Origin of the sequence: Methylobacterium frigidaeris (assembly GCF_022179185.1) — a bacterium.
Classification (GTDB): domain Bacteria; phylum Pseudomonadota; class Alphaproteobacteria; order Rhizobiales; family Beijerinckiaceae; genus Methylobacterium; species Methylobacterium frigidaeris.
Map to the genome: position 1 here is coordinate 94,729 of NZ_BPQJ01000002.1, position 20,606 is coordinate 115,334.

Genomic DNA, 20,606 nt, shown 5'->3' on the forward strand with positions numbered 1-20,606 from the left:
CTCACGCCCTCCCGAGATCGGCCAGGAAGCGGCCGAGATCGTCGACGAACACCCCCATGATCACCCCGATGGTAGCCAGGAAGACCAGCATGCCGACCAGGATCGCGGCCGGGGTGGCGACGAAGAACACCTGCATCTGCGGCATCAGGCGCGAGAGCACGCCGAGACCGAGGTTGAACAGGATGCCGAAGGCGATGAACGGCGCCGAGATCTGCACCGCCAGGGTGAAGCCGCGAGCCACCGCCCGCACCGCGAAGGCGGCGGCGTCGCCGGTGGCCGGCATGCCGACCGGCGGCATCAGGGCGTAGGAGTCGCGGATGCCCGCGAGCGCCAGGTGATGCAGGTCGGCGGCGAGCACCAGGGTGAGGCCGAGCAGGCTCAGGAAGCTGCCGAGCGTCGCCTGCTGGTTGCCGAGGGCGGGATCGACCGTCATCGCGTAGGCGAGGCCGAGCTGCTGGGCGATGATCGTGCCGGCGGTCTGGAGCGCCGCGATCACCGCCCGCACGCTCAGGCCCAGCACCAGACCGACCGCGATCTCGCCGATGAGCACGCCGATCAGCGCCGTGCCGACGCCGCCGGGTTCCGGCCCGGTGCCCCCGGGGAGCAGCGGGCGGGCGACCGGAAACAGCACCAGGGAGAGCAGCAGCGCGAAGGCGAGGCGCAGGCGCGGCGTCACCATCGCCTCGCCGATGCCCGGCATCAGCATCACCAGCGTGCCGACCCGCGCGAAGGTGAGGAGGTAGGCCGAGGCGAGGCCGGGCAGGAGGAGGTTCACGTCCGGGCCGAATCGGGGAGCGGGAGTATCGACTTCTCGGCTGGAATCCGCGCCCGCTCAACCCCCCGTGGCGATGCGGGCGGCGATGCGGGTCATGTAGCCGGCCAGCGCGTCGCCCATGAAGGGCAGCATCAGCATCATCGCGGCGAGGACCGCGACGATCTTCGGCACGTAGATCAGGGTCTGCTCCTGGATCTGGGTGAGGGCCTGGAACAGCGAGACCGCCAGGCCGACGACCAGGGCAACGACCATCGGGGGGCCGGCGACCTTCAGGAAGGTGACGATGCCGTCGCGCGCGACGTCGAGGATGGCGAGACCGGTCATCGGCGCCAACGATTCCTTAAATCTGCATCCGCATGATGTCCTCGTAGGCGGAGATCACGCGGTCGCGCACCGCCACCAGGGTCTGGAGCGCGGTCTCGCTCTCGGCCACCGCCGTCACCACGTCGACCACGTTGGCCTTCCCGGCGGCGACCGCCATGGCCTGGTCGTCGGCGCGCCTGCCGGCCTCGCCGACTCCGTCGAGAGCGGAGGACAGGAGCTGGGTGAAGCCGCCCTCCCCGGCGCCGACGACGCCGGACGTGGGGGCGCGCCCCATGCTCTGGATGGCGGCGTAGGCGCCGGCCGCGAAAGCGTTGGTGGTCATGGTCAGGCCTTCAGGATGTCGATGGTGCGGGCCACCATGCGGTTGGTGAGCGTGACCATGTTGAGGTTCGCCTCGTAGGAGCGCTGGGCCTCGCGCATGTCGACGGTCTCGACCAGGACGTTGACGTTGGGCATCCGCACCGTGCCGTTGGCATCGGCGGCGGGGTTGCCCGGGTCCTGCTTGGAGCGGAACGGGCCCTGGTCGCGGCGCACCTTGCCGAGATCCACCACCGACGCGTCGAGCTCGCGGTCGATGTGGTTGGCGAAGGTCGGGATCTTGCGCCGGTAGGGCTCGGCGGCGGCGCTGGTCGGCGCCGAATCCGCGTTGGCGATGTTCTCTGAGATCACGCGCATCCGGCCCGACTGGACCTTGAGCCCGGAGGCCGCGATGCCGATCGCCTTTCTGAAATCCATGGAACCCACCTCGGGTCGGGCTGACGATGCAACGGGGAGACGGCCGGTCGTGGCCGGGGTCGGCGCGACGGGGGACGTCCTGAAGGATCCTACCTGCCGACCGCGGTGCGCAGGCTCTGCAGGCTCTTGCGGTAGAGGAGGCTGGCGAGCTGGTAGTCGCCCTGGTTGTCGGCGGCCTTCAGCATCTCGTCCTCGAGGCTGACGGCGTTCCCGCTCGGCATCATCTCGAAGCGCGTGCCCGTCCGCTCCTCGGCCGGCGCGGCCTTTCCGGTGCCGGCAAGGTGCAGGCTGCTGGTGCGCTCCATGCCGACGCCCGGCAGGCCGGCCGCAAGGGTGCCGTCGGGGCGGAAGCGCGGCGCCTTGAGGTCACGGGCCCGGAAGCCGGGCGTGTCGGCATTGGCGACGTTCTCGGCCAGGACCTTCTGGCGCGTCTGCTGCCACTGCATCCGGTTGCGCAACATCGCGACGAGGGGGAGATCGGTGACCGACACGGGCGGGCCTTCCGGGTTTTGACCGGCACAATCTGCCTAGCGCATGGTTAAAACCTGGTTAAGACGATCCCTATCCGCGGGTCCCGCGCGGCTCATCCGCAACGCCTCTCAAAGCTGTTAACGATATGTAAACGTCCCCTGCGCAGGCCCGGCACAGCCGTGCTAGAAGGCTACCCATCGTCGGCGTGCCCCGCGTGCGCCTCATTTGAGAGACCGCGCTTTGCTCTCCTCGATCCTCGGGACGGACGGTTCGCCCTTGCTCTCCTACCTGATCGTCTTCCTGATCATGGTCGTGCTCCTCAGCCTGTTCGCTCTCGGGGCGAAACGGTTCGCCCGGGGACGCCTCACCCTGGGGGGCAACGGTGGGACCGGCCGCAGCCGGCAGCCGCGGCTCGGCATCGTCGACATCTACGAGCTGGACCGGCAGCGCCAGCTGATCCTGCTGCGGCGCGACAACACCGAGCACCTGCTGCTCGTCGGCGGGCCGAACGACGTCGTGGTCGAGCGCAACATCGTGCGGGCCGGCGCCGCGCGGGTGTCGGCGGAGCTGGCCGACCGGTCGGAGGCCGAGGGCCCCGAGGCGCCGCTCCCCCTGCCGGCGGGCACCGAGCCGGCGCCGCTGCCGCCGCCCTTCCCCGAGCCGGAGCTGCCGCGCCCGCCGGAGCCCGAGCGGATCGCGGCCGCCTTCGCGCCGGTCCCGCGGCGAGATGACTCGGCCCAGGGGAGCCTGGCTCAGGAGAACCTGACTCAGGAGAACTTGGCCCCGCAGCCCGAGCCGGCGCGGCCGTCCTCGCGCTTCAACGCCTCGCGCCGGGTCGAGCCGCCGAGCCTGCGCGCCGCCCGCCAGGCGCCGCCGCCCCTGGAAACGCCTCCCGAGGCGCCTCCCTTCACAGTCCCGGTGCCGCCGGTGGTGCCGGTTCCCCCGCCGATGCCGGAGCCGGTCCTGCCGCCCGAGCCGGCGCCCGCCCCGGCCGGCACCCGCGGGGCTGAGCCGCGCAACGTGGACGCGGCGATCCTCAACGACATGGCCCGCCAGCTGGAAGAGGCCCTGCGGCGGCCTTCCTCGGCAGTAGCGCCGGCCCGCCCGGCCACCCCGGTGGCAAGCCCTTCGCCGGAGCCGGCGCCTGCCCCGCCCGAGCCAGCGCCTCCTCCTCCGCCGCCCCCGCCGCCGGAGCCCGAGCCCGTACCGGAGCCCGCGCCCCCTCCGCCGCCCGAGCCGCCGCCACCGCCGCCGGAACCCGAGCCGGCCCCCCCTCCCCCGCCGGAGCCGGAACCAGCCCCGCCTCCCCCGCCCGAGCCGCCTCCCGCTCCTCCTCCGCCGCCGGAGGAGCCGGCCCCGACCTCGAAGCCGCCCTCGGTCCAGAACCCGTTCTCGGTCGAGGAGATCGAGGCCGAATTCGCCCGCCTCCTCGGCCGTCCGCTCGACAAGCGTTGAGCGTCAGCCACCGGGGCTGTTGCACCGGAACCGCGCCCGCCCGCCCTCGAAGGGATGAGGCGGGCGCACCGCTTGCGGGCCGCATCGGCGCAGCCCAGGGTGCGCCGCCATGGCGCCCCCGACTCTCCGCTCCCTCCGCCCGCTTCTCTTCTCCCCGGTTCTCTGCGGCGCGGGGGTGGCCCTGCTGTTCCTGCCGGGCGGGACGGCCTTGGCGCAGAGCCTGACGGTCGATCTCGGTCCGAGCGGCGGCGTCACCGAGCGGGCCTTGCAGCTCGTCGCCCTCATCACCGTGCTGGCGCTGGCGCCCTCGGTCCTGGTGATGGCGACCTCGTTCACCCGCATCGTGGTGGTGCTGTCGATCCTGCGCTCGGCGCTCGGCACCCAGACGGCACCGCCGAACGCCGTGATCGTCAGCCTGTCGCTGTTCCTCACCGCCTTCGTGATGGCGCCGACGGCGCGGGAGGCCTACCGCACCGGCATCGAGCCGCTGCTCGCCGGGCAGATCCAGCAAGCCCAGGCCTTCGAGCGGGCGAGCCAGCCGTTCAAGGCCTTCATGCTGCGCAGCGTGCGCGAGAAGGACCTGCGCCTCTTCCTCGATCTCGCCCGAGCCGGGACGCCGGCGACGCCCGAGGCGGTGGGGCTCGAGGTGCTGACCCCCGCCTTCATGATCTCGGAGCTGCGTCGCGCCTTCGAGATCGGCTTCCTGCTGTTCATCCCGTTCCTGATCATCGACCTCGTGGTCGCGTCGATCCTGATGTCGGTCGGCATGATGATGCTGCCGCCCGCCACGGTGGCGCTGCCGTTCAAGCTGATCTTCTTCGTGCTGGTCGACGGCTGGACCCTGGTGGCCGGCTCCCTGGTGCAGAGCTACGGCGGCTGATCCGCCGCCGTCTCCGCCCTCTTCTTCGCTCCTTTGGCACGGGTGCCGCGCGGCACCAGGCGCAGGGCCTCCCCGGCGAGGTGGGCGGGCACGCCGCGGCGCATCAGCCGGTCGCGCCGAGCCCGGCGCGCGAGGCCGGCGGCCTGTGCCTCCGCCGCGTCGAGGAGCGGCTGCGCCCAGGCCTCGAACCAAGCGCTCTGCACTGCGAGACCGAGGAGGACGGCCTCGCAGGCGAGGATCCGATAAGCCGATGCGACCCGGCTCATCTGCTCGTGAAGAGCGATGCCGGGATGCGGGGCGGCGGGCGGCACGCTCACCGGGCTCCGCGCCGGGGCCGCGCGCTCACCGCAGGACGGCGTCGGGACTCGCGCCCTCCCGGCCCGGCCGGACGGCCTCGATCACGTGCGGATCGGGCAAGGTCAGATCGGGAGCATCCTGCGCGGCCGCTGCGGTCCCGGCCGGCACGATCGCGGCTTCTGCGGGATTGTAAGGCCGGTTGTAGCAACGGCAGATCGCGCGCCAGAACGCCGCGCGCTCCTCGGGCGCGAACCGGCGCAGGCAGGCGTCGAGAGCGTCCTGCCCGGCACGGGCGAGGTAGTCCCGCGCGACCTCGTCGAGATGGTCGGGACAGCTCGGCGCAGCGAGGTCGATCGGGCGCAGGTCCGCGTCGGGCAGGAGCGGCGGAGGCGGCGCGTGATCGCGGGCTGGTGCGATCGCATCAAGCACGGTCGGCTCGGGCACGGCTCGGCTCCCTGACGGTTTTCCACGACAGGTCTAACGTCCAATGTCCCGCTTCGATCCAGGTCGAATGTTAGCGCCTGGACAAGGCGCCGTCAGGGCTCGGGAAAGAACGGCGGCGGGATGTTGTAGATCGGCAGGTTGGTGTTGCGCGGCAGCCAGGCGTGGAACACCGTGCCGTCGGTCTCGCCGTAGGAGACCGGCTGGACCGCGGCGCCGCGGACCCGCACGAGGCCGGGCCGGTCAGGCCGGCGGACGTGTCGCGCGACCGGCCGGCGCGCCGGCTCGTCTCCCGCACGAACCCGGCCGTATCCGGTGGAGGCTTCGCGACGAGCATCGGGGTCACCGTCCGCCGCCGCAGGAGCGGCAAGCGCCAGGATGATCAGGCCGGCGGTCAGGACGGGGCGCAGCATGCGGGCTCTCTCCGAAGCGCCCTCAGCTTAGGACCCTGAGTCCCACCAGGCGCTTAACCGCGGCTGGCGATCGCCACGCCGACGACAGCCACCACCATGCCGAGGAGCTGGACCGGCGCCAGGGTCTCGCCGAACAGCCCGAACGCCATCGCGGCCGAGACCGGCGGCACGAGGTAGAACAGGGCGGCTACGCCCGCCACTGCCCCGCGGCGGATCAGCCCGAGCAGGATCAGGATGCCGCCGACCGAGAGGCCGAGCACCGCCCAGGCGAGGCCGAGGAGCAGCGGCGCCGAGAAATCGAATTCGCCATGCTCGGTGAGGAGCGCCAGCGGCAGGGTCAACAGCCCGGCACCGACGAATTGCGCGGCGGCGTTGGTGCGCAGGTCGACGGCGGCGGCCGTGCGCTTCTGCCACAGGGTTCCGAGAGTGATGGCGATGGTGCCGCAGAAGCACACGCCCAAGGCCTCCGGCGGGATGCCGCCGGCCGCCCCGATCCTCGGCGCCAGCACCAGCCCGGCGCCGAGGAGGCCGACCGCGATGCCGAGCCACCGCACGCCCGACACCCGCTCGCCGAGGAGCGGCCCGGCCACCGCGGCGGTCAGCAGCGGCTGCAGGCTCGCCACCAGGGCCGCGATGCCGGCCGGCAGCCCGCGATGCACCGCCCAGAATACCGCGTCGAGGTAGAGGCCGTGGATCAGGATCCCCGCCACCATCGCGTCGCGCCAGCCGCGCCAGCCCCGGGGCCATGTCGCGCCGACCGCGAGGGCGATGCCCGTCAGCACGAGCGCGGTGAGACCGAAGCGGACGGCGAGGAAGGTCAGCGGCTCGGCATGCGGCGCGATCAGCCGCGCCACGATGAAGCCCGTGGCCCAGATCAGCACGAACAGACCGGGCGCCAGACGGGTGGGCCACGACGCGTCGGACAGCGGAAGGAGGCGGCTCATGATGCCTGCGCAACGAGCACGAGCGCGGCTGTTCTGCAACTGAATTCGCCACAAGATGGACCGGCCTTCCCGGGACCGACGATACCGCCCGGAGGCCGACCCACATGCCGGCAATACCGCCGGTGCGGAAACCCCTGGCCCGCTCTGCCCGCTTCCTACAGCCAGTAGCGCGCGGTCAGCTTTTCCGACGTATCGATGCATGACGTACTTCTGATCTGCATCTCCTCGAAAAATCCCGTGATCGTCATCTCGGACAGGTCGTAGGACAGCATCTTTTTGACGTAAGAATTATAATTGTCCTTGAGACGCGTCGATCTCGGATCGAGATTCGTGACGATGATCAATCCGGTCGGAAAGGCATCGAGGGCCAGGATATCCAGATCCGGCCTCTCTCGCTTGAGAAGCAGCGCGGTCCGCCAGACATCGCCCGTCCACCAGCCGGCACGGTGCGCCTCGATCGGGACGATTCCCTGCTCCTCGCGGGAGGTCATCGGGATTTCCACCGGGAGACAGTCGTGAATCATGATGACGGAATTGGGCGCCGATGCAGATTCGGTATTGTAGAAATCCCTCAGCAAGAATTCACACCGGTGCATGCCGTCCAAGAAGGCAAGCTGGACCGGCTCAGCGAAAATCGCACGCGCATCGTAGTTCGCAAAAAAATCATCGGACGCAAGCTGATAAAGGAGAGAAACAGGCCGCGATGATAAAATCTTTGGATTGTCGAATTGAAAATTTGGATCTATGGCGATCGACTTACAACTGGAAAGTGCCAGAGTGCCACCGTGGCGCGTTCCAATTTCCAGGTAATTCCGGGGACGCAACTCTCTATGCATGTGTGTCAGTAAATCATGATACTCGATACCGGCATGATCTTCGACAATATCGTGAGCTAAAGATCTTATCATGAATTAATCCCTCAGATCTTTGGAAGAATTTTATGGACCCTATCATGAAGAAAACGACTCGCCGTGTCAACGACACGGCAAATCGAATTGCAATGAGCATCAAAGAAATCACATTGCATCATCTCTCAAAGCAAGATCAACGAAAGCCGACGCGCCATTTTCACGAAAACATCCACCTACGATCCTGTCCGTTGCGGCTCAACTATTCCAACGATTGATCTTGGAAATTCCCGTCGTGTTTCCATGAAATCCAGGTATTGCCCATGACGGCGGAGGCGAGTTTTCTATGCCGACGGACCATGGGCGATTGATCGGAAGGACCGGACACGGCCACCCCTCGCGAAAGGCGTCGTGCCGCCACGTGTTCACGCGGACGAGGTCGTGTCGGATCATACCGGCGTCGGCGCAGCGCACCTGACCCCTGCCGCGTCCGCGCGCACGGGCCTCGTCCGATCGCGGTCGCTCGGCCCCGACCCCGACCCGCGGTCGGACAGGCCGTGGTGAAGCCGGGCGGGGAGCCCGACGTGCCCGGAAGAGCGCGGGCGATGGTTTTCTGCGAGGCCATCTTCCCACGGCCGGCGGTCGCGCTCTACGTGAAGCGGCATTCGCCGGTAAGGTCAGCCCGAGAGCCCGCGCGCCGTGATCCGTCCCCGCACCGCCCTGGAGATCGCCGCCATCGCGGCGCAGCGCTTCGTCGCTCACGACGGCTGGGCAATCGCCAGCCACATCGCGCTCTCGCTCCTGACCTCGCTGTTCCCGTTCCTGATCCTGCTCACCGCGCTCGCCGGCGTGTTCGGCACCAAGTCGCTCGCCGATGAGGCCGGCAACCTCTTGTTCGAGATCTGGCCGAGCGAGGTGGCGGGCCCGATCGCCGGGGAGGTCCACCGGGTGCTGACCGAGCAGCGCGGCGGCCTCCTGACCCTCGGCGCGGTGCTGGCGCTCTACTTCTCGTCGAGCGGGGTCGAGAGCCTGCGGGTCGGGCTCAACCGGGCCTATGGGCTTCGCGAGATGCGGCCGTGGTGGCTGACCCGTCTCGAATCGATCGGCTACGTCATCTGCGCCGCCTTCGCGATGCTGGCCTTCACCTTCCTGGTGGTGCTGGGGCCGCTGGTCTGGCGCGGGCTGGTCATGGTGGCGCCGGGGCTGGAACCGCTCGGCCTCACGATCGCGGTCGGCCGGGTGACGGTGACGGTGCTGCTGGTGGCGAGCGTGCTGGTGATCGCCCACAAGTTCATCGCCGCCGGGCGCCGGCCGGTCGCCATGGTGCTGCCCGGCATCGCCGTGACCCTCGGCCTGTGGGTGCTGGCCGGCCTCGGCTTCGGGATGTATCTCGACCGGTTCTCGAGCGCCTACGTGTCGACCTACGGGGGTCTCGCCACCGCGATGGTCTTCCTGGTCTTCGTCTACTGGCTCGCCGCGATGTTCCTGTTCGGCGGCGAGATCAACGGCACGGTGATCGCCGCCCGCCGCCGGCGCCTCCAGGCCCGGGCCCAGAGCCGGCGGGACACGGTGAAGCTGATGTGATACCGCCGCGCCTTCGAACGGACGCGTTCGAAGGCGCCAGGCAAGCCCGAACGGGCGCCGGCGCTGATGCGCCGGTCGCCTTCGCATCGACCGTGTCGATGCGAAGGCGCGAGGGTGTGAGAAGCCGGGGCGGGCTCATCGCCCGCCCCTCTCGGCCCGACCGTCTCGACCATGCCTCACGCCGCCATCGCGTAGTCCGGCTCCGGCTCGGCCGCCATGAACTGGGCCCGGGCGAGCTCGGCGAAGCGGCCGCCCTCGGCCACCAGCTCGTCGAAGGTGCCGCTCTCGACGATCCGGCCCTCGTGGAAGACCAGGATGCGGTCGGCGTCGCGGATCGTCGACAGGCGGTGGGCGATCACGAAGGTGGTGCGGCCCTCCATCACCGCCTCGAGCGCGCCCTGGAGCTTGCGCTCGGTGGCGGCGTCGAGGGCGCTCGTCGCCTCGTCGAGGATCAGGACCGGCGGGTTCTTCAGGAGCGCGCGGGCGATCGAGAGCCGCTGGCGCTCGCCCCCCGACAGCGAGCGGCCGCGCTCGCCGATGACCGTGTCGAGCCCGTCGGGCTGGCGCGCCATGAACTCCGAGGCCTGGGCCCGCTCCAGCGCGTCGAGCATCTCGGCATCGGTCGCGTCGGGCCGGCCGACCTGGAGGTTCTCGCGGATCGAGCGGGCGAACAGCATCGGCTCCTGGAACACCACGCCGATGTTGTGGCGCAAGGACGAGAGGCCGACGTCCCGCAGATCCTCGCCGTCGATGCGGATCGCGCCGGCATCAGGGTCGAAGGCACGGTGCAGAAGACCGAGCGTCGTCGACTTCCCCGACCCCGTGGTGCCGACGAGCGCCACGGTCTCGCCGGCCCGCGCCGTGAACGACACGCCGTCGAGGGCCGGGCGGCGGCCGTCGTAGGAGAAGCGCACGTCCTCGAAGGAGACGTCGCCGGACAGCCGCGCCACCGCCTTGGCGCCGGGCCGGTCGTGGACCGCCGGGACGGTGTCGAGGATCTCGAAGAATTCCTGCATCTTCGGCGCCTGGAGGAAGACGCCGTTGACGAAGGCGACCACCTGGTCGAGCCGGGCAACCAGCATGGTGGCGAGGCTCATGAACGAGACCACGTCGCCGACGGTGGCGAGGCCATGGCCGTGCAGCACGATGCCGGTGACGAAGATCGCCGTCATGGTCAGCGTCGCCGAGGCGCGGGTGGCGACCGAGGCGAGGGCCCACCAGGACAGGACCGGGATCTGGGCGGCCAGAAGGTCGCGGATGATGCCGTGCATCGCCTCCTTCTCGGCCTTGGCGCGGGTGAAGGACTGGATCACCGCGACGTTGCCGAGCGCGTCGGAAGCGTGGGCCGCGAGGCCCGAATGGTATTCCTCGACCTTGCCCTGCAGGGTCTCGGTGCGGCGCAGGACGAAGGTCGTGAGCGCGGTGAACACCACCATCAGGGCGACCAGGATCGAGCCGAGCTGCCAGTTGAGGAACAGCGTCAGCGGCAGCAGCACGACGAGGGAGACGAGCGCCGCGCAATGGTCGCGGAAGAAGCCGAGCCAGGTCGCCGCCATGCCGCTCGTGCCCTCCAGCATCGCCTTCAGCACCCGGCCCGAATGGTTGGCCGAGTGGAAGGCGAGCGGCAGGTCGAGGACGTGCTCGAAGTAGTTCGCCATCGCCGAGAGGCGGCTGCGATGGGCGAGCCGGTCGGCGTGCAGCGCGATCAGCACGCCGGCGGCGATCGAGAACAGCCCGAACCCGACCCAGGCGGCGACGAGGAGGAGCAGGCTCGACGTGCCGGCGCCCCCGGCCGGGAGGTGAGTCAGCCGGTCGATGATGCGGCCGAACAGCACCGGCTCGGCGAAGGCCGCCACCGCCAGGGCGACGTTCGCGGCCGCGAGCAGCGCGCCGAGGCGCAGATCGGGCCCGAGCTGGCCCATGACCCGAACATAGAGCCTGATCAACCGCATGGACGGTGAATCCTAACGAGATGCCCTTTGACGCGGCCCGGGCGCTCGCCCGCCGCCTGCCCCGCGCGCGGCCTGTTGTGGCGGCCGTTCGATCGCATGGTTCTTCATATGACGGTCTCTCGCTGAACGGCGCATGACGGCGCCGGGGTCCGGGAGCGGCATTTTTACCGTTCGTTGAGCCTGTTCGCCGTAATCTCCGGCGCAAGGACACGCGCCGCCCGGTGATGTGCCCCGCAGGCGCGGGGCCGCGCGACGGCGCATGAAGGGGCCGAGCTCAGATGGATATCGCAACCGGCGCCGGCCTCGTCGGCGGCATCGCGGTCGTGTTCGTGCTCATCATGATCGACGGCGGCAACTTCGCCGCCTATTTCGACAAGCACGCGGTGATCGTGATCTTCGGCGGCGCCACCGCCGCCACCATGCTGCGCTTCCCGTTCTCGGTCATCGTCCACGGCGTGCCGATGGGCCTGCGCTACGTCTTCAACATGCGGGCGATCCGGCCGCGCGAGCTCATCGACGAGATCACCAAGATCGCCGACGTGGTGAAGCGCCAGGGGCCGATGGCGATCGAGAACCTCGAGATCTCGGACCCCTTCCTGGCGCAGGGGGTGCGCTACATCGCCGACGGCTACGACCGCGAGTTCATCCGCGACACGATGGAGCGCGACCGCGACAACTTCCTGATGCATCTCGACGAGGGCTCGAAGGTGTATCGCGCCTTCGGCGACTGCGCCCCGGCCTGGGGCATGATCGGCACGATTCTCGGCATGGTGACGATGTTCGCGAACATGTCCGACCCCTCGAAGCTCGGCCCCGCCATGGCGACCGCGCTGCTGGCCACCCTCTACGGCGCGCTCATCGCCAACATGGTCGCCCTTCCGATCGCCGATAAGCTGCACGTCAAGCTCGAGGAGGAGGACGTCTCCCGCACGCTCATCATCGACGGGGTGCTGCTGATCCGCGACGCCAAGAGCGCCTCGCTGGTGCGCGAGATGCTGATCGCCTACCTGCCGCACAACCATCGTGACGAGCTGGCCGCCGAGACGGCCTGAGGCACCGCGAGGACACGGCCGCCAAGGCGGCCCGATCGAGCGCCCTTCGAGGAGACCTGAGCGGTGGCTAGAAAGAAGCGCGGCGCCCATGGCGGCCACGGCTGGTTCGTGACCTTCGCGGACCTGATGGCGCTGCTGATGAGCTTCTTCGTCATGATCGCCGCCTACTCGACCCAGGACCAGAAGAAGCTCCAGGCAGTGGCCGGCTCGATGCGCGACGCCTTCGGCAACAACCGCGAGTCGCGCTTCAACGGCGTCATCGAGAAGGCCGGCCTGCCGGCCGCCACCCGGCCCCGCGACACCCGCGACATCGCGCCCGAGAGAGCGACGGACCGGCCCGAGCCGCCCAACCCCGAGGAGGTGATGCCGGACGGCACCCAGCGCAATTCCTACAAGGACGGGTTCGGCCTGGCGGTGACGTCCCTGCGCCAGGCGCTGCAGGACCTGCCGGAGATCGCCGAACTGTCGAAGAGCATCGTGATCGAGGTGACGGCACGGGGCCTCGACATCTCCCTCGTCGACCAGGACAACCGCTCGATGTTCCCGGAGGGCTCGACCCGGCCGAACGACCGCACCCGCCAAGTGCTGGAGCGGATCGTCCCGACCCTGCGCCGGCTGCCCAACCGCATCGCGGTGACGGGCTACACCGCCGCCGACCGCCCCGGCCGCCGCGCCGCGGCACCGCCCTGGGAGCTCTCCGCCGGCCGCGCGGTCAGCGTGCGCGAGATCCTGGCCGGCAGCGGCCTCCCCGCCGACCGCTTCGCCGCCGTCTCCGGCAAGGCCGACACCGAGCCGCTGTTTCCCGACAACCCGTACCTGCCGGCCAACCGCCGGGTGACGGTGACGCTCTTGAACGAGGCGCCGCCGACGCCGCGGGGGATGGGGTTTCCGTAGGGGCTTGGCAACTGGACGCGCCGCTCGTGCGGGCCTGTACGCCGCCGAGGCAGCGGCCCGGAACCGGGTGGAGAGCGCCGGCGCACCCGGCGGGGAAGCGCATGCTGGGATCGACCGTGCTGCGGTGTCCCGGTCGGCCGTCCGTACGGGCCGGCAGCACGAGGCGATCTCGCAAGACGGGGAGCCCGCGCTCGGCGCGGCCTCCCCCGGGCCTCACGAGGCCTTCGCGTAGCGGTCGTCGTAGCGTCCTTCCGCGATCAGGCGAAGAGCCTCGGCCTCGCGCGCCTCCTGGGCCCTGGCCGCCGCCAACAATTCCCGGGCCCGGCCGGGCGGAAAGGTGACCACGCCATCGGCATCGCCCACCACGACGTCGCCGGGCTGCACGACCCAGCCGCCGATGGAGACCGGCACGCCGATCTCGCCCGGCCCGGTCTTGTACGGCCCGCGATGGGTGACCGAGCGGGCATAGCAGGGGAAGTCGGACGCCGCGAACTCCGCCGCGTCCCGGATCGCGCCGTCGATCACGAAGCCCGCCGCGCCGCGGCTCTCCGCGATCGCCTTCATGATCCCGCCGACGAGGGCCCGGTCGCCGCCCCCGCCGCCCTCGACCACCACCACCTCGCCGGGCCGGACCCGTTCGAGGGCCTGATGGATGGCGAGGTTGTCGCCGCCGCGGACCCGGACCGTCAGGGCCCGGCCGACCAACGGCCCGCCGCGGTGGAACGGCCGCAGGCCGACCGGGCCGGCGAGGCGGTCGAGGTTGTCGCTGAGCGCCGCGGTCGGCACGCCGCGGAAGGCGGCGAGCCAATCGGCATCGACCAGGGGGGCCGGATCGCTCACGACTTCACCGCATAGGCGGACGGATCGGGCGAACTGGTCGGATGCGCGAAGGCGCGCTCCAGCTCGGGCGAGAGCGGCACGGCGAAGTTCAGGCCCCGGGGCGGCACCGGCGATTGGAACCAGCGCCGGTAGATCGTCATGATCTCGGGGCTGCGGTAGAGATCGGCGGTCGCCGCATCCGCCAACGCCTTGAACGGGGCGTCGTCCTTGCGCAGCATGATGCCGTAGGGCTCGGGTGCCGACAGGGCCTCATCGCTGAGCCGGTAGGCCTCCGGCTCCTTGGACTGCGCGATCAGGATGCTGAGCTGCACGTCGTCGGTGACGAAGGCGGCGACCCGCCCGCTCTCAAGCAGCAGGAAGCCTTCTGCCGGATCCTTGGCGGCCTGGATGGTCATGCCGAGCTGGCGCTCGGTGTTGAGCTTGTTGAGCTGGATGACGTTGGTCGAGCCCGCCACCGTGGCCACCGTCTTGCCCCGCAGGTCGTCGAGGCGCGAGAGGCCGAGGCTCTTCCTCGCGGCGAAGCGCGTCGAGGCCAGGAAGTGCGTGTTGGTGAAGGTGACCTGCTTCTGGCGCTCGGCGTTGTTGGTGGTGGTGCCGCATTCCAGGTCGATCGATCCGTTCGCCATCAAGGGGATGCGGGTCGAGGAGATCACGGTCTGCATCTCGACCTTGAGGTCGGGCCGCCCGAGACGCGCCTTCACGGCGCCGACGATGTGCTGGCAGATGTCGACGGTGTAGCCGACGATCCGCGCCTGGTCGTCGATATAGCTGAACGGCGTCGCGCTGTCCCGCACGCCGAGGACGATGCGGTTGCTGTCCTTGATCTTGCGCAGGGTGCCGGTCAGTCCGTCCGCCGCCGCCGGGGCGAGCAGGGCCGCGACCAGGGGCAAGGCGGACAACAGGGCATGCGCGCGCATGGACGGACTCCGGTGAGGAATAATGGGAGCGCTGAGGCGAAGCGGCGGCGTCCGCCTCACAGCCGATCCGGTCGAGGCGGGGGCACCGCGGGCGGCAGAGTGGAACAAGGCCTTCGGCGAAAAAAGCGATTAAAACTCCCCGCATTACATGCCAGAACGGCATGATCCGGACCGCCCCGACCCTCGGTGAGGCCTCGTGCCGACGCTCAAGCAACTCGATGCCCTGCGCTGGGCCGTGGCTCTCGGCAGCTTCGAGCGTGCGGCGGAGCGGCTGAACACCACGCAATCGGCGGTCTCGAAGCGGATCCGCGACTTGGAGGCCGCCCTCGGCGCCGAACTCTTCGACCGGCGCCAGCGCGGGGCGCGCCTCACGCCGCGGGGTGAAACCGTGCTGGCCATGGGCGAGGAGATGCTGTCGCTGCGCGATCGGCTGATCGCCCTCGGCGAGGGCGAGACACCGTCGCTGCGCCGCCTGCGCTTCGGCGTGACCGAGCTGACCGCGCTGACCTGGTTGTCGGCCTTCGTGGCGGAGCTACGCGCCTCCTACCCCCGGATCACCCTGGAGCCGGAGGTGGAGCAGAGCGTCAACCTGCTAGCGCTGCTCGCGTCCGGCGAACTCGACTTCATCGTCGTTCCGGACGTGTTCTGGCAGGCGGGCTACCTCGCGGTGCCGCTGGCCCGGGTCGAGAATGCCTGGATGTGCAGTCCGCTTCTCCTGCACGAACGGAAGGTCATGCCCCTCGACGACCTGATGCGGCTGCCGATGCTGATCCAGGGCGACCGCTCGGGCTCGGGCCTGTTCTTCGACAAGTGGCTGAAGCAGCACGGCGTCACCCCAGCCCGCATGATCCGGAGCAACAGCATGATCGCCCTCGTCGGGCTGACCATTGCGGCGGTCGGAATCAGCTATCAGCCGCGCCACTGCCTCAAGGGACTGGTCGAGCGGGGCGACCTGCGCCTCGTCGAGAGCAACCCGGCCCTGCCGGCCATGAGCTACGTGATGATGTTCCGGAACGGCGAGGCCGCGAACCTCGTCCACGTCCTCACCGGGCTGGCACGGCGGACCTGCGACTTCACCCGGCCGGTTCGCTGGAGCTGACGCGGCGCTACTTCGCCACCAGCAAAGCCCAATACACCTTGTACTTCGACCCCGGCGCGTAGGCCGTCGCGATCCCCATCCGGGTGGCGGAGGGATCGAGCATCACGGCGTTGTGGGACGGGCTGTCGCGCCAGCCCGAGAAGGCCTCGGCCAGGGTGTGATAGCCGGCGGAGAGGTTGGCGGCCGGCTCCGGGTAGCCCATCCGGGCCGCCACCGTCTTGACGATGTCGGCCTGGCTCGGCCGGCCAGCGGCGGCCATCGCGGCGGTCTCGGTCTCGGCGAGGCGCTGGAGGCCGGGATCGAGGGCGAGCGGCGGAAGGCCCTTGTTGCGGCGGTAGGCGGCGATCATGTCGCGGGCGGCGCCCGCGTCGATCTGCGCCCCGGCCGCGGACATCGGCCAGTACAGGCTCGGTCCCGCCGCCCCGGTCGACACCCGCGTCGCCTCGGTCGCCGAGCAGGCGGCGAGGGCGAGCGGCAGGCCGAGACAGGCGAGGCGCTTGAGCGCGGCGGGACGGAGTTTCACGGCACGGTCTCGGGGGTTCGGCGACGCTCGGCCTCGGGCTCGTTGCGGGCCTCGGGACGGAAGGCGGCAGGGGTCGCCATGCGGGCGATCTGCCCCATGGCATCCTGCATCGCATCCAGCCCCTGAACCGTGACGACGCTCGATCCAGGTCCGAGATTGGGGATGAGACCGCCCTCGGACAAGGTCTTGAACACCGCGAAGTTGAGGTCGCTCTGCACCTTCAGCTGCGAGCCGACGTCCGTGATCATCGCGATCAGCTCGAATTCGAGGAACGGATCGCCGATCTTGCGGAACACCACCCGCGGGGGCGGCTCCTTGAGCACGTCCGGATGGGCCTTGGCGCACACGACGATCAGCTCGGCGGCGTGGACCGGGTCCTGGTTGCGCAGGACGCTCACGGTGATCGAGACGCGCCCGGTGCGGTCGCCGCGGACCCGGTTCTTCACCACGCCGGAGATCAGGTTCGAGTTCGGCACGATCACGGCCGAGCGGTCGAAGGTCTGGATCTCGGTCGAGCGCACGCTGATGCGGCGGACATAGCCCTCGTTGTCGCCGATCACCACGAGGTCGCCGACCCGGATCGGCCGCTCCCAGAGCAGCAGCAGGCCCGAGACGAAGTTGTTGACGATCGATTGCAGGCCGAAACCGATACCGACCGACAGGGCACCGGCCACGATGGTGAGCTTCTCGAGGCTCAGACCCAGATAGGAGAAGGCGAGCGCGATGGTGAGCAGGAAGCCGACATAGCCGCTCACCGTCGAGATCGAGTTGCGCAGGCCCGGGTCGAGGTCGGTGGCCGGCAGGTAGGTGTTCTCGAGCCAGCGCTGCACCGCCTTGGTGATGACGAGGCCGAGGGTGAACAGGCCGATCGCGATGGCGATGGTCGAGAGCGAGATCGTCACCCCGCCGACGGTGAAGCCGAAGAACGCGGCCTGCGCCCAGGCGAAGATGTCGGTCGAATCGACGCCCCAGGAGGCGAGCAGCAGCACGCCGGCGGCGGTGAGCAGCACCACCCGGACGAAGCCCGAGATCAGGACGGCGATCTGGTTGAGCGAGCGCTTGCGCAGGCCGGTATTGGCCTGGAGCGCCGTGGCGATGCGGGAATCGTCCTGGAGGGCGGAAGAGACCACCGCGTCGACGCTCGAGATCGCCAGGTAGAGGATCGCCGCGGCGATCGCGGTCCACATCAGCTGGTCGATCAGGAACGACGACAGGGCGATGTAGCCGACGAGCGCCGAGATCCCGATCGCCGCCACCACGATCCAGCCGAGGATGCGCAAGGGGCCGCCGATGCCGGTATTCGCGTCGGCCGCGATGTAGGGGCCGAGGCAGGCCTCGTCGGTCTCGGCGCGAGCCGCGAACCGGCGCAGGCCCTCGGCGAGCACCACGGCGACCACCGCGGCGAACACCCCCTTGGTGACGATGGTGATCGGCAGGCTGAGCGAGATGCCCTCGTTCAGACCCTCGATGGTGCGGCCGACCGCGATCACGGAGGCGATGGCGAGCACCAGGCGGTTCAGCCGCTCGGCGGTGGCGTCGGTCATCGCGACGAGGCGCCAGGCCGGGCGGTCGGGCGAGAGCAGGGCGTCGGCCATCGCCTCGACCACCGCCACGAAGGCCAGCGAGGCGACGATCCGGTGGGCCGCCGGCAGGAGGCGCACCGGCAGGAGCTCGGTGACGTCGAGGGTGTAGCCGACGAGGAAGCTGCCGAGCACCGCCGGCACCGCGCCGACGAGGAAGACCCGCCAGGCCGCCATCACCCGCGCGTAGCGGCTCGGCTGCGCGTCCTTGGACGAGCGGTGGCCGACCCGCGGGGCGATGTGCCGGCGCCCGACATAGAGCGCCACCGACACGCCGATCGCCAGGGCGAGCAGGAACAGGTTGAACACCGTGCCCCGGCGCTGGACCTGGGTGACCGAATCGTCGAGGGAGGATTTCAGCGCCCGCAGGTCGCGGGTGTAGTCGCTGGTGGCGCGCATCCACAGGCTCGGGCTCACCAGGCCGTCGGTGCGCTCGAACAGGGCACGGGTGAAGGCGGCGCGGCGCCGGTTGCTGATCTGATCGGTGATCTGCTCGCTCTGGACCAGGAGCGAGCGGGCGAGGCGCAGGGTGTCGTCGATCTCGGCGACGCCGGCCTCGCGCTGGGCCCGCTCCTGGGCCACGTCGGCGCCCTCGGGCTCCTTCGGCTTCGGCCCGAGCTGGTTCAGCCGCTCCTTGGCCGCATCGAGCCGGGGTCCGAGATGGTCGACGACCTGGCGCAGCCGTTCGGCCACCGGCGGGATGCCCTCGCGCAGGAGGGCGAGGTCGTCCTTGTTCAGCTCGCGATGGGTCAGGGCCTGCTCGCGCTGGTCGAGGTCGGCCTTCTCGGCGTCGAGCTGCGCGCGGATCTGCTTGATCTGCTCGGAGATCGGCGTCTGCGGCGGGGGCTTGGCCGGTTCCTTGGGCGCCTCGGCCGGCACGGCGGCAGGCTGGCCGGCGGCGGGCTGGCCGGGCTTCGCGTCCCCCTTGCCGGCCGGCGCCTGCGCGACCGTGGTCCGCTCCGGTTTCGCCACCGGTCCCTGCGCCACCGCGAGCCCGGAGCTCAGCAGCGCGGCCGCCAGGGCGATCGTCCATCGGCGGAGCTGTCTCATGCGCAATCCTTCTCACCCGCGTGTCGGGCTCGTCTCCCGGCGGCCCGGCCTGGTCGGTCATGGCGAAACGCCCGGCGCTCTGGCCGGCGATCCTCGCGATGGGGTCGTCGGTTCGAGCCCTCTACCTAGGTCATCCGCCCGGCAGGGGAAACCGGACGGAGGAGACGAGGCGGGACGCGGCATCGCGGATCAATGGGGCGAAAATCCGTGCCGGGGGCGCCTCCCCCGGCCGAAGGCCGGCGCCGGAGGCCTGTGGTATGCGGATTCGTGTGGGCGTGACGAGACGCCCCGGCGCGAAACCTTCACAACCCTGTCATGGTGCTATTAGACTAAGCCCCAATGGACTCGGCCTTTTCGTTCTGCTGCGGGAGGATGTCGGTGATCGCCCCTCATCAGCAGCCCAGACGGCGCCCGGATCGCATCCCGGCCGCGCCCCCCGGCGTCCGCTCCCCGAGCGGCCGTGGCGGGCATCCGCCGTGTCCCCCCACTCTCCCCGACCGGCTCGGAGGATAGGCGATGGTTCCCATCTCCTCTCCTGGCGAGCACCGCGAGGACCGGCATCATGCCGGCTCCCCTCGCTGCGGTCGGCCCGTCGCCAGGGCAGGATGATGCTGGACCTTCAAACCCTCGTGCTCAACGCGGATTATCGGCCGCTCTCGTACAATCCGCTCTCCCTGTGGTCGTGGAAGGATGCGTTCACGGCCCTGTTCCTCGACCGCGTCACCCTGGTGGCGAGCTACGACGTCGAGGCGCGCTCGCCCAGCCGCTCCCTCAAGGTGCCGAGCGTGGTGGCGCTCAAGAGCTACGTCGCCATGGCGCGCAGCCCCGCCTTCACGCGCTACAACATCTACCTGCGCGACACGTTCTCGTGCCAGTATTGCGGCCTGCGCCTGCCCTCCGGCGGCCTGACCTTCGACCACGTGGTGCCGCGCTCCCGCGGCGGCCAGTCGAGCTGGGAGAACGTGGTCGCGGCCTGCAGCCCGTGCAACCTGCGCAAGGCCAACCGCACCCCCGAGGAGGCCGAGATGCCCCTCCTCAACGAGCCGCGCCGGCCGAGCCGCCACGAGCTGCACCGCCGCCAGCCGGAATTCGACCACCGCCAGTACCACCACACCTGGGTCGACTACCTGTACTGGGACAGCGAGCTCGAGACCTGAGGGGGCAGCGCCGGCTGCCGTCGCGGGGTGGCCCATGGGCACGGGGTGCTATTCTGAACCGGTCGGAGGAGTGGAGCCATGCCCCTCGCGGCCGTCGCGCACGCATGCCGGATGTCGGGGACGGAGTTCCGCGCCTTCCAGGCGGGACGGCCGGACCACGAGCGCTGGGAACTGATCGAGGGGATTCCGGTCATGATGACGCCGCCCCTGATGGAGCACGAGTGTCATCACGACGAACCTCCAGCCCCTCTTCAACGCCGCCTTGCGGGGCCACGACGAGAGCCGCTACGCCGTCCAGCGGCCGGGCATCGAGTTCCCCTGGCCGCGCGCTGTCGTGGCGGAGACGGAGAGGAACGGCGCCTACAGGCCGGAGCC

The 20,606-nt window shown here is 70.2% G+C and carries 22 protein-coding genes; 7 read left to right on the plus strand and 15 right to left on the minus strand.

From position 1 onward, the window contains the following. Position 1: 1 nt before the first annotated feature. From fliR to flgB, 5 genes are all read right to left on the minus strand, one after another. Positions 2-775, minus strand: a complete 774-nt coding sequence (gene fliR / locus MFF64_RS02315; protein ID WP_238189392.1) for a flagellar biosynthetic protein FliR — start codon at positions 773-775, stop codon at positions 2-4. A gap of 57 nt (positions 776-832) precedes the next feature. After that, entirely contained in the window at positions 833-1,099 is a 267-nt protein-coding gene (fliQ, locus tag MFF64_RS02320; protein WP_093566543.1) for a flagellar biosynthesis protein FliQ, read from the minus strand. A 16-nt stretch (positions 1,100-1,115) separates the two neighbouring features. Beyond that, positions 1,116-1,421, minus strand: coding sequence for a flagellar hook-basal body complex protein FliE (gene fliE, locus MFF64_RS02325; protein ID WP_099900043.1), 306 nt, complete (start codon positions 1,419-1,421; stop codon positions 1,116-1,118). 2 nt (positions 1,422-1,423) lie between these two features. Next, positions 1,424-1,834 carry a flagellar basal body rod protein FlgC gene (gene flgC, locus MFF64_RS02330; RefSeq protein ID WP_099900041.1) on the minus strand — a complete coding sequence of 137 codons (411 nt, stop codon included), beginning with the start codon at positions 1,832-1,834 and terminating at the stop codon, positions 1,424-1,426. 89 nt (positions 1,835-1,923) lie between these two features. Further along, positions 1,924-2,325, minus strand: coding sequence for a flagellar basal body rod protein FlgB (gene flgB, locus MFF64_RS02335; RefSeq protein ID WP_099900039.1), 402 nt, complete (start codon positions 2,323-2,325; stop codon positions 1,924-1,926). 220 nt (positions 2,326-2,545) lie between these two features. Here flgB and MFF64_RS02340 point away from each other — a divergent pair, with 220 nt between their 5' ends. Both MFF64_RS02340 and fliP read left to right on the plus strand, forming a co-directional pair. Continuing rightward, positions 2,546-3,760 carry a hypothetical protein gene (locus MFF64_RS02340; RefSeq protein ID WP_207767880.1) on the plus strand — a complete coding sequence of 405 codons (1,215 nt, stop codon included), beginning with the start codon at positions 2,546-2,548 and terminating at the stop codon, positions 3,758-3,760. A 109-nt stretch (positions 3,761-3,869) separates the two neighbouring features. Then, complete coding sequence (gene fliP, locus MFF64_RS02345) at positions 3,870-4,640, plus strand: flagellar type III secretion system pore protein FliP (RefSeq protein ID WP_099900035.1); 771 nt, start codon at positions 3,870-3,872, stop codon at positions 4,638-4,640. On the opposite strand, the gene MFF64_RS02350 is transcribed toward fliP, so the two are convergent. The 5 genes from MFF64_RS02350 to MFF64_RS02370 all read right to left on the minus strand — a co-directional run bounded on the left by MFF64_RS02350 (position 4,628) and on the right by MFF64_RS02370 (position 7,643). Then, positions 4,628-4,957, minus strand: coding sequence for a hypothetical protein (locus MFF64_RS02350; RefSeq protein WP_099900033.1), 330 nt, complete (start codon positions 4,955-4,957; stop codon positions 4,628-4,630). The genes fliP and MFF64_RS02350 overlap by 13 nt on opposite strands. Before the next feature lie 25 nt (positions 4,958-4,982). Beyond that, on the minus strand, positions 4,983-5,381 hold the full coding sequence (locus MFF64_RS02355) for a hypothetical protein (protein WP_207767879.1): 399 nt from the start codon (positions 5,379-5,381) through the stop codon (positions 4,983-4,985). 92 nt (positions 5,382-5,473) lie between these two features. Then, positions 5,474-5,791 carry a hypothetical protein gene (locus MFF64_RS02360; RefSeq protein ID WP_238189394.1) on the minus strand — a complete coding sequence of 106 codons (318 nt, stop codon included), beginning with the start codon at positions 5,789-5,791 and terminating at the stop codon, positions 5,474-5,476. 53 nt (positions 5,792-5,844) lie between these two features. Further along, complete coding sequence (locus MFF64_RS02365) at positions 5,845-6,735, minus strand: DMT family transporter (protein WP_238189396.1); 891 nt, start codon at positions 6,733-6,735, stop codon at positions 5,845-5,847. A gap of 155 nt (positions 6,736-6,890) precedes the next feature. After that, positions 6,891-7,643: a class I SAM-dependent methyltransferase gene (locus MFF64_RS02370; RefSeq protein WP_238189398.1), complete on the minus strand. Its 753-nt coding sequence runs from the start codon at positions 7,641-7,643 to the stop codon at positions 6,891-6,893. A gap of 642 nt (positions 7,644-8,285) precedes the next feature. On the opposite strand from MFF64_RS02370, the gene MFF64_RS02375 reads away from it, so the two are divergent. After that, entirely contained in the window at positions 8,286-9,167 is an 882-nt protein-coding gene (locus tag MFF64_RS02375; RefSeq protein WP_099901281.1) for a YihY/virulence factor BrkB family protein, read from the plus strand. Between the two features lie 176 nt (positions 9,168-9,343). Here MFF64_RS02375 and MFF64_RS02380 read toward each other — a convergent pair whose 3' ends face one another. Further along, complete coding sequence (locus tag MFF64_RS02380; RefSeq protein WP_099902029.1) at positions 9,344-11,119, minus strand: glucan ABC transporter ATP-binding protein/ permease; 1,776 nt, start codon at positions 11,117-11,119, stop codon at positions 9,344-9,346. Between the two features lie 278 nt (positions 11,120-11,397). Here MFF64_RS02380 and MFF64_RS02385 point away from each other — a divergent pair, with 278 nt between their 5' ends. Together MFF64_RS02385 and MFF64_RS02390 are read left to right on the plus strand one after the other, a co-directional pair. Further along, positions 11,398-12,171: a motility protein A gene (locus MFF64_RS02385; RefSeq protein ID WP_099900917.1), complete on the plus strand. Its 774-nt coding sequence runs from the start codon at positions 11,398-11,400 to the stop codon at positions 12,169-12,171. 63 nt (positions 12,172-12,234) lie between these two features. Continuing rightward, positions 12,235-13,065 (plus strand): OmpA/MotB family protein, encoded by an 831-nt coding sequence (locus MFF64_RS02390; RefSeq protein ID WP_238189400.1) that lies wholly within the window; start codon positions 12,235-12,237, stop codon positions 13,063-13,065. Positions 13,066-13,278: 213 nt separating this feature from the next. Here MFF64_RS02390 and MFF64_RS02395 read toward each other — a convergent pair whose 3' ends face one another. Beyond that, positions 13,279-13,905 carry an RraA family protein gene (locus MFF64_RS02395; RefSeq protein ID WP_099902481.1) on the minus strand — a complete coding sequence of 209 codons (627 nt, stop codon included), beginning with the start codon at positions 13,903-13,905 and terminating at the stop codon, positions 13,279-13,281. Beyond that, positions 13,902-14,822 carry an amino acid ABC transporter substrate-binding protein gene (locus MFF64_RS02400; RefSeq protein ID WP_099902479.1) on the minus strand — a complete coding sequence of 307 codons (921 nt, stop codon included), beginning with the start codon at positions 14,820-14,822 and terminating at the stop codon, positions 13,902-13,904. The genes MFF64_RS02395 and MFF64_RS02400 overlap by 4 nt, the downstream gene beginning before the upstream one ends. A 196-nt stretch (positions 14,823-15,018) precedes the next feature. On the opposite strand from MFF64_RS02400, the gene MFF64_RS02405 reads away from it, so the two are divergent. Then, complete coding sequence (locus tag MFF64_RS02405) at positions 15,019-15,921, plus strand: LysR family transcriptional regulator (RefSeq protein ID WP_238189402.1); 903 nt, start codon at positions 15,019-15,021, stop codon at positions 15,919-15,921. A 7-nt stretch (positions 15,922-15,928) separates the two neighbouring features. Here MFF64_RS02405 and MFF64_RS02410 read toward each other — a convergent pair whose 3' ends face one another. Together MFF64_RS02410 and MFF64_RS02415 are read right to left on the minus strand one after the other, a co-directional pair. Further along, positions 15,929-16,444: a CAP domain-containing protein gene (locus MFF64_RS02410; protein WP_099904043.1), complete on the minus strand. Its 516-nt coding sequence runs from the start codon at positions 16,442-16,444 to the stop codon at positions 15,929-15,931. Next, the gene (locus tag MFF64_RS02415) at positions 16,441-19,074 is read right to left on the minus strand and encodes a DUF3772 domain-containing protein (protein WP_099904044.1); all 2,634 of its coding nucleotides are present in this window, start codon (positions 19,072-19,074) and stop codon (positions 16,441-16,443) included. The genes MFF64_RS02410 and MFF64_RS02415 overlap by 4 nt, the downstream gene beginning before the upstream one ends. A 608-nt stretch (positions 19,075-19,682) precedes the next feature. Here MFF64_RS02415 and MFF64_RS02420 point away from each other — a divergent pair. Continuing rightward, on the plus strand, positions 19,683-20,231 hold the full coding sequence (locus tag MFF64_RS02420; protein ID WP_238189404.1) for an HNH endonuclease: 549 nt from the start codon (positions 19,683-19,685) through the stop codon (positions 20,229-20,231). Positions 20,232-20,606: the final 375 nt, after the last annotated feature.

Bases quoted from the DNA above. Each gene is read 5' to 3' on its own strand.
- flgC (WP_099900041.1), bottom strand. From the start codon at position 1,834: ATGGATTTCAGAAAGGCGATCGGCATCGCGGCCTCCGGGCTCAAGGTC.
- fliE (WP_099900043.1), bottom strand. From the start codon at position 1,421: ATGACCACCAACGCTTTCGCGGCCGGCGCCTACGCCGCCATCCAGAGC.
- MFF64_RS02400 (WP_099902479.1), bottom strand. From the start codon at position 14,822: ATGCGCGCGCATGCCCTGTTGTCCGCCTTGCCCCTGGTCGCGGCCCTG.
- MFF64_RS02380 (WP_099902029.1), bottom strand. From the start codon at position 11,119: ATGCGGTTGATCAGGCTCTATGTTCGGGTCATGGGCCAGCTCGGGCCC.
- MFF64_RS02370 (WP_238189398.1), bottom strand. From the start codon at position 7,643: ATGATAAGATCTTTAGCTCACGATATTGTCGAAGATCATGCCGGTATC.
- MFF64_RS02360 (WP_238189394.1), bottom strand. From the start codon at position 5,791: ATGCTGCGCCCCGTCCTGACCGCCGGCCTGATCATCCTGGCGCTTGCC.
- MFF64_RS02385 (WP_099900917.1), top strand. From the start codon at position 11,398: ATGGATATCGCAACCGGCGCCGGCCTCGTCGGCGGCATCGCGGTCGTG.
- MFF64_RS02420 (WP_238189404.1), top strand. From the start codon at position 19,683: ATGCTGGACCTTCAAACCCTCGTGCTCAACGCGGATTATCGGCCGCTC.
- fliQ (WP_093566543.1), bottom strand. From the start codon at position 1,099: ATGACCGGTCTCGCCATCCTCGACGTCGCGCGCGACGGCATCGTCACC.
- MFF64_RS02415 (WP_099904044.1), bottom strand. From the start codon at position 19,074: ATGAGACAGCTCCGCCGATGGACGATCGCCCTGGCGGCCGCGCTGCTG.
- MFF64_RS02365 (WP_238189396.1), bottom strand. From the start codon at position 6,735: ATGAGCCGCCTCCTTCCGCTGTCCGACGCGTCGTGGCCCACCCGTCTG.
- fliP (WP_099900035.1), top strand. From the start codon at position 3,870: ATGGCGCCCCCGACTCTCCGCTCCCTCCGCCCGCTTCTCTTCTCCCCG.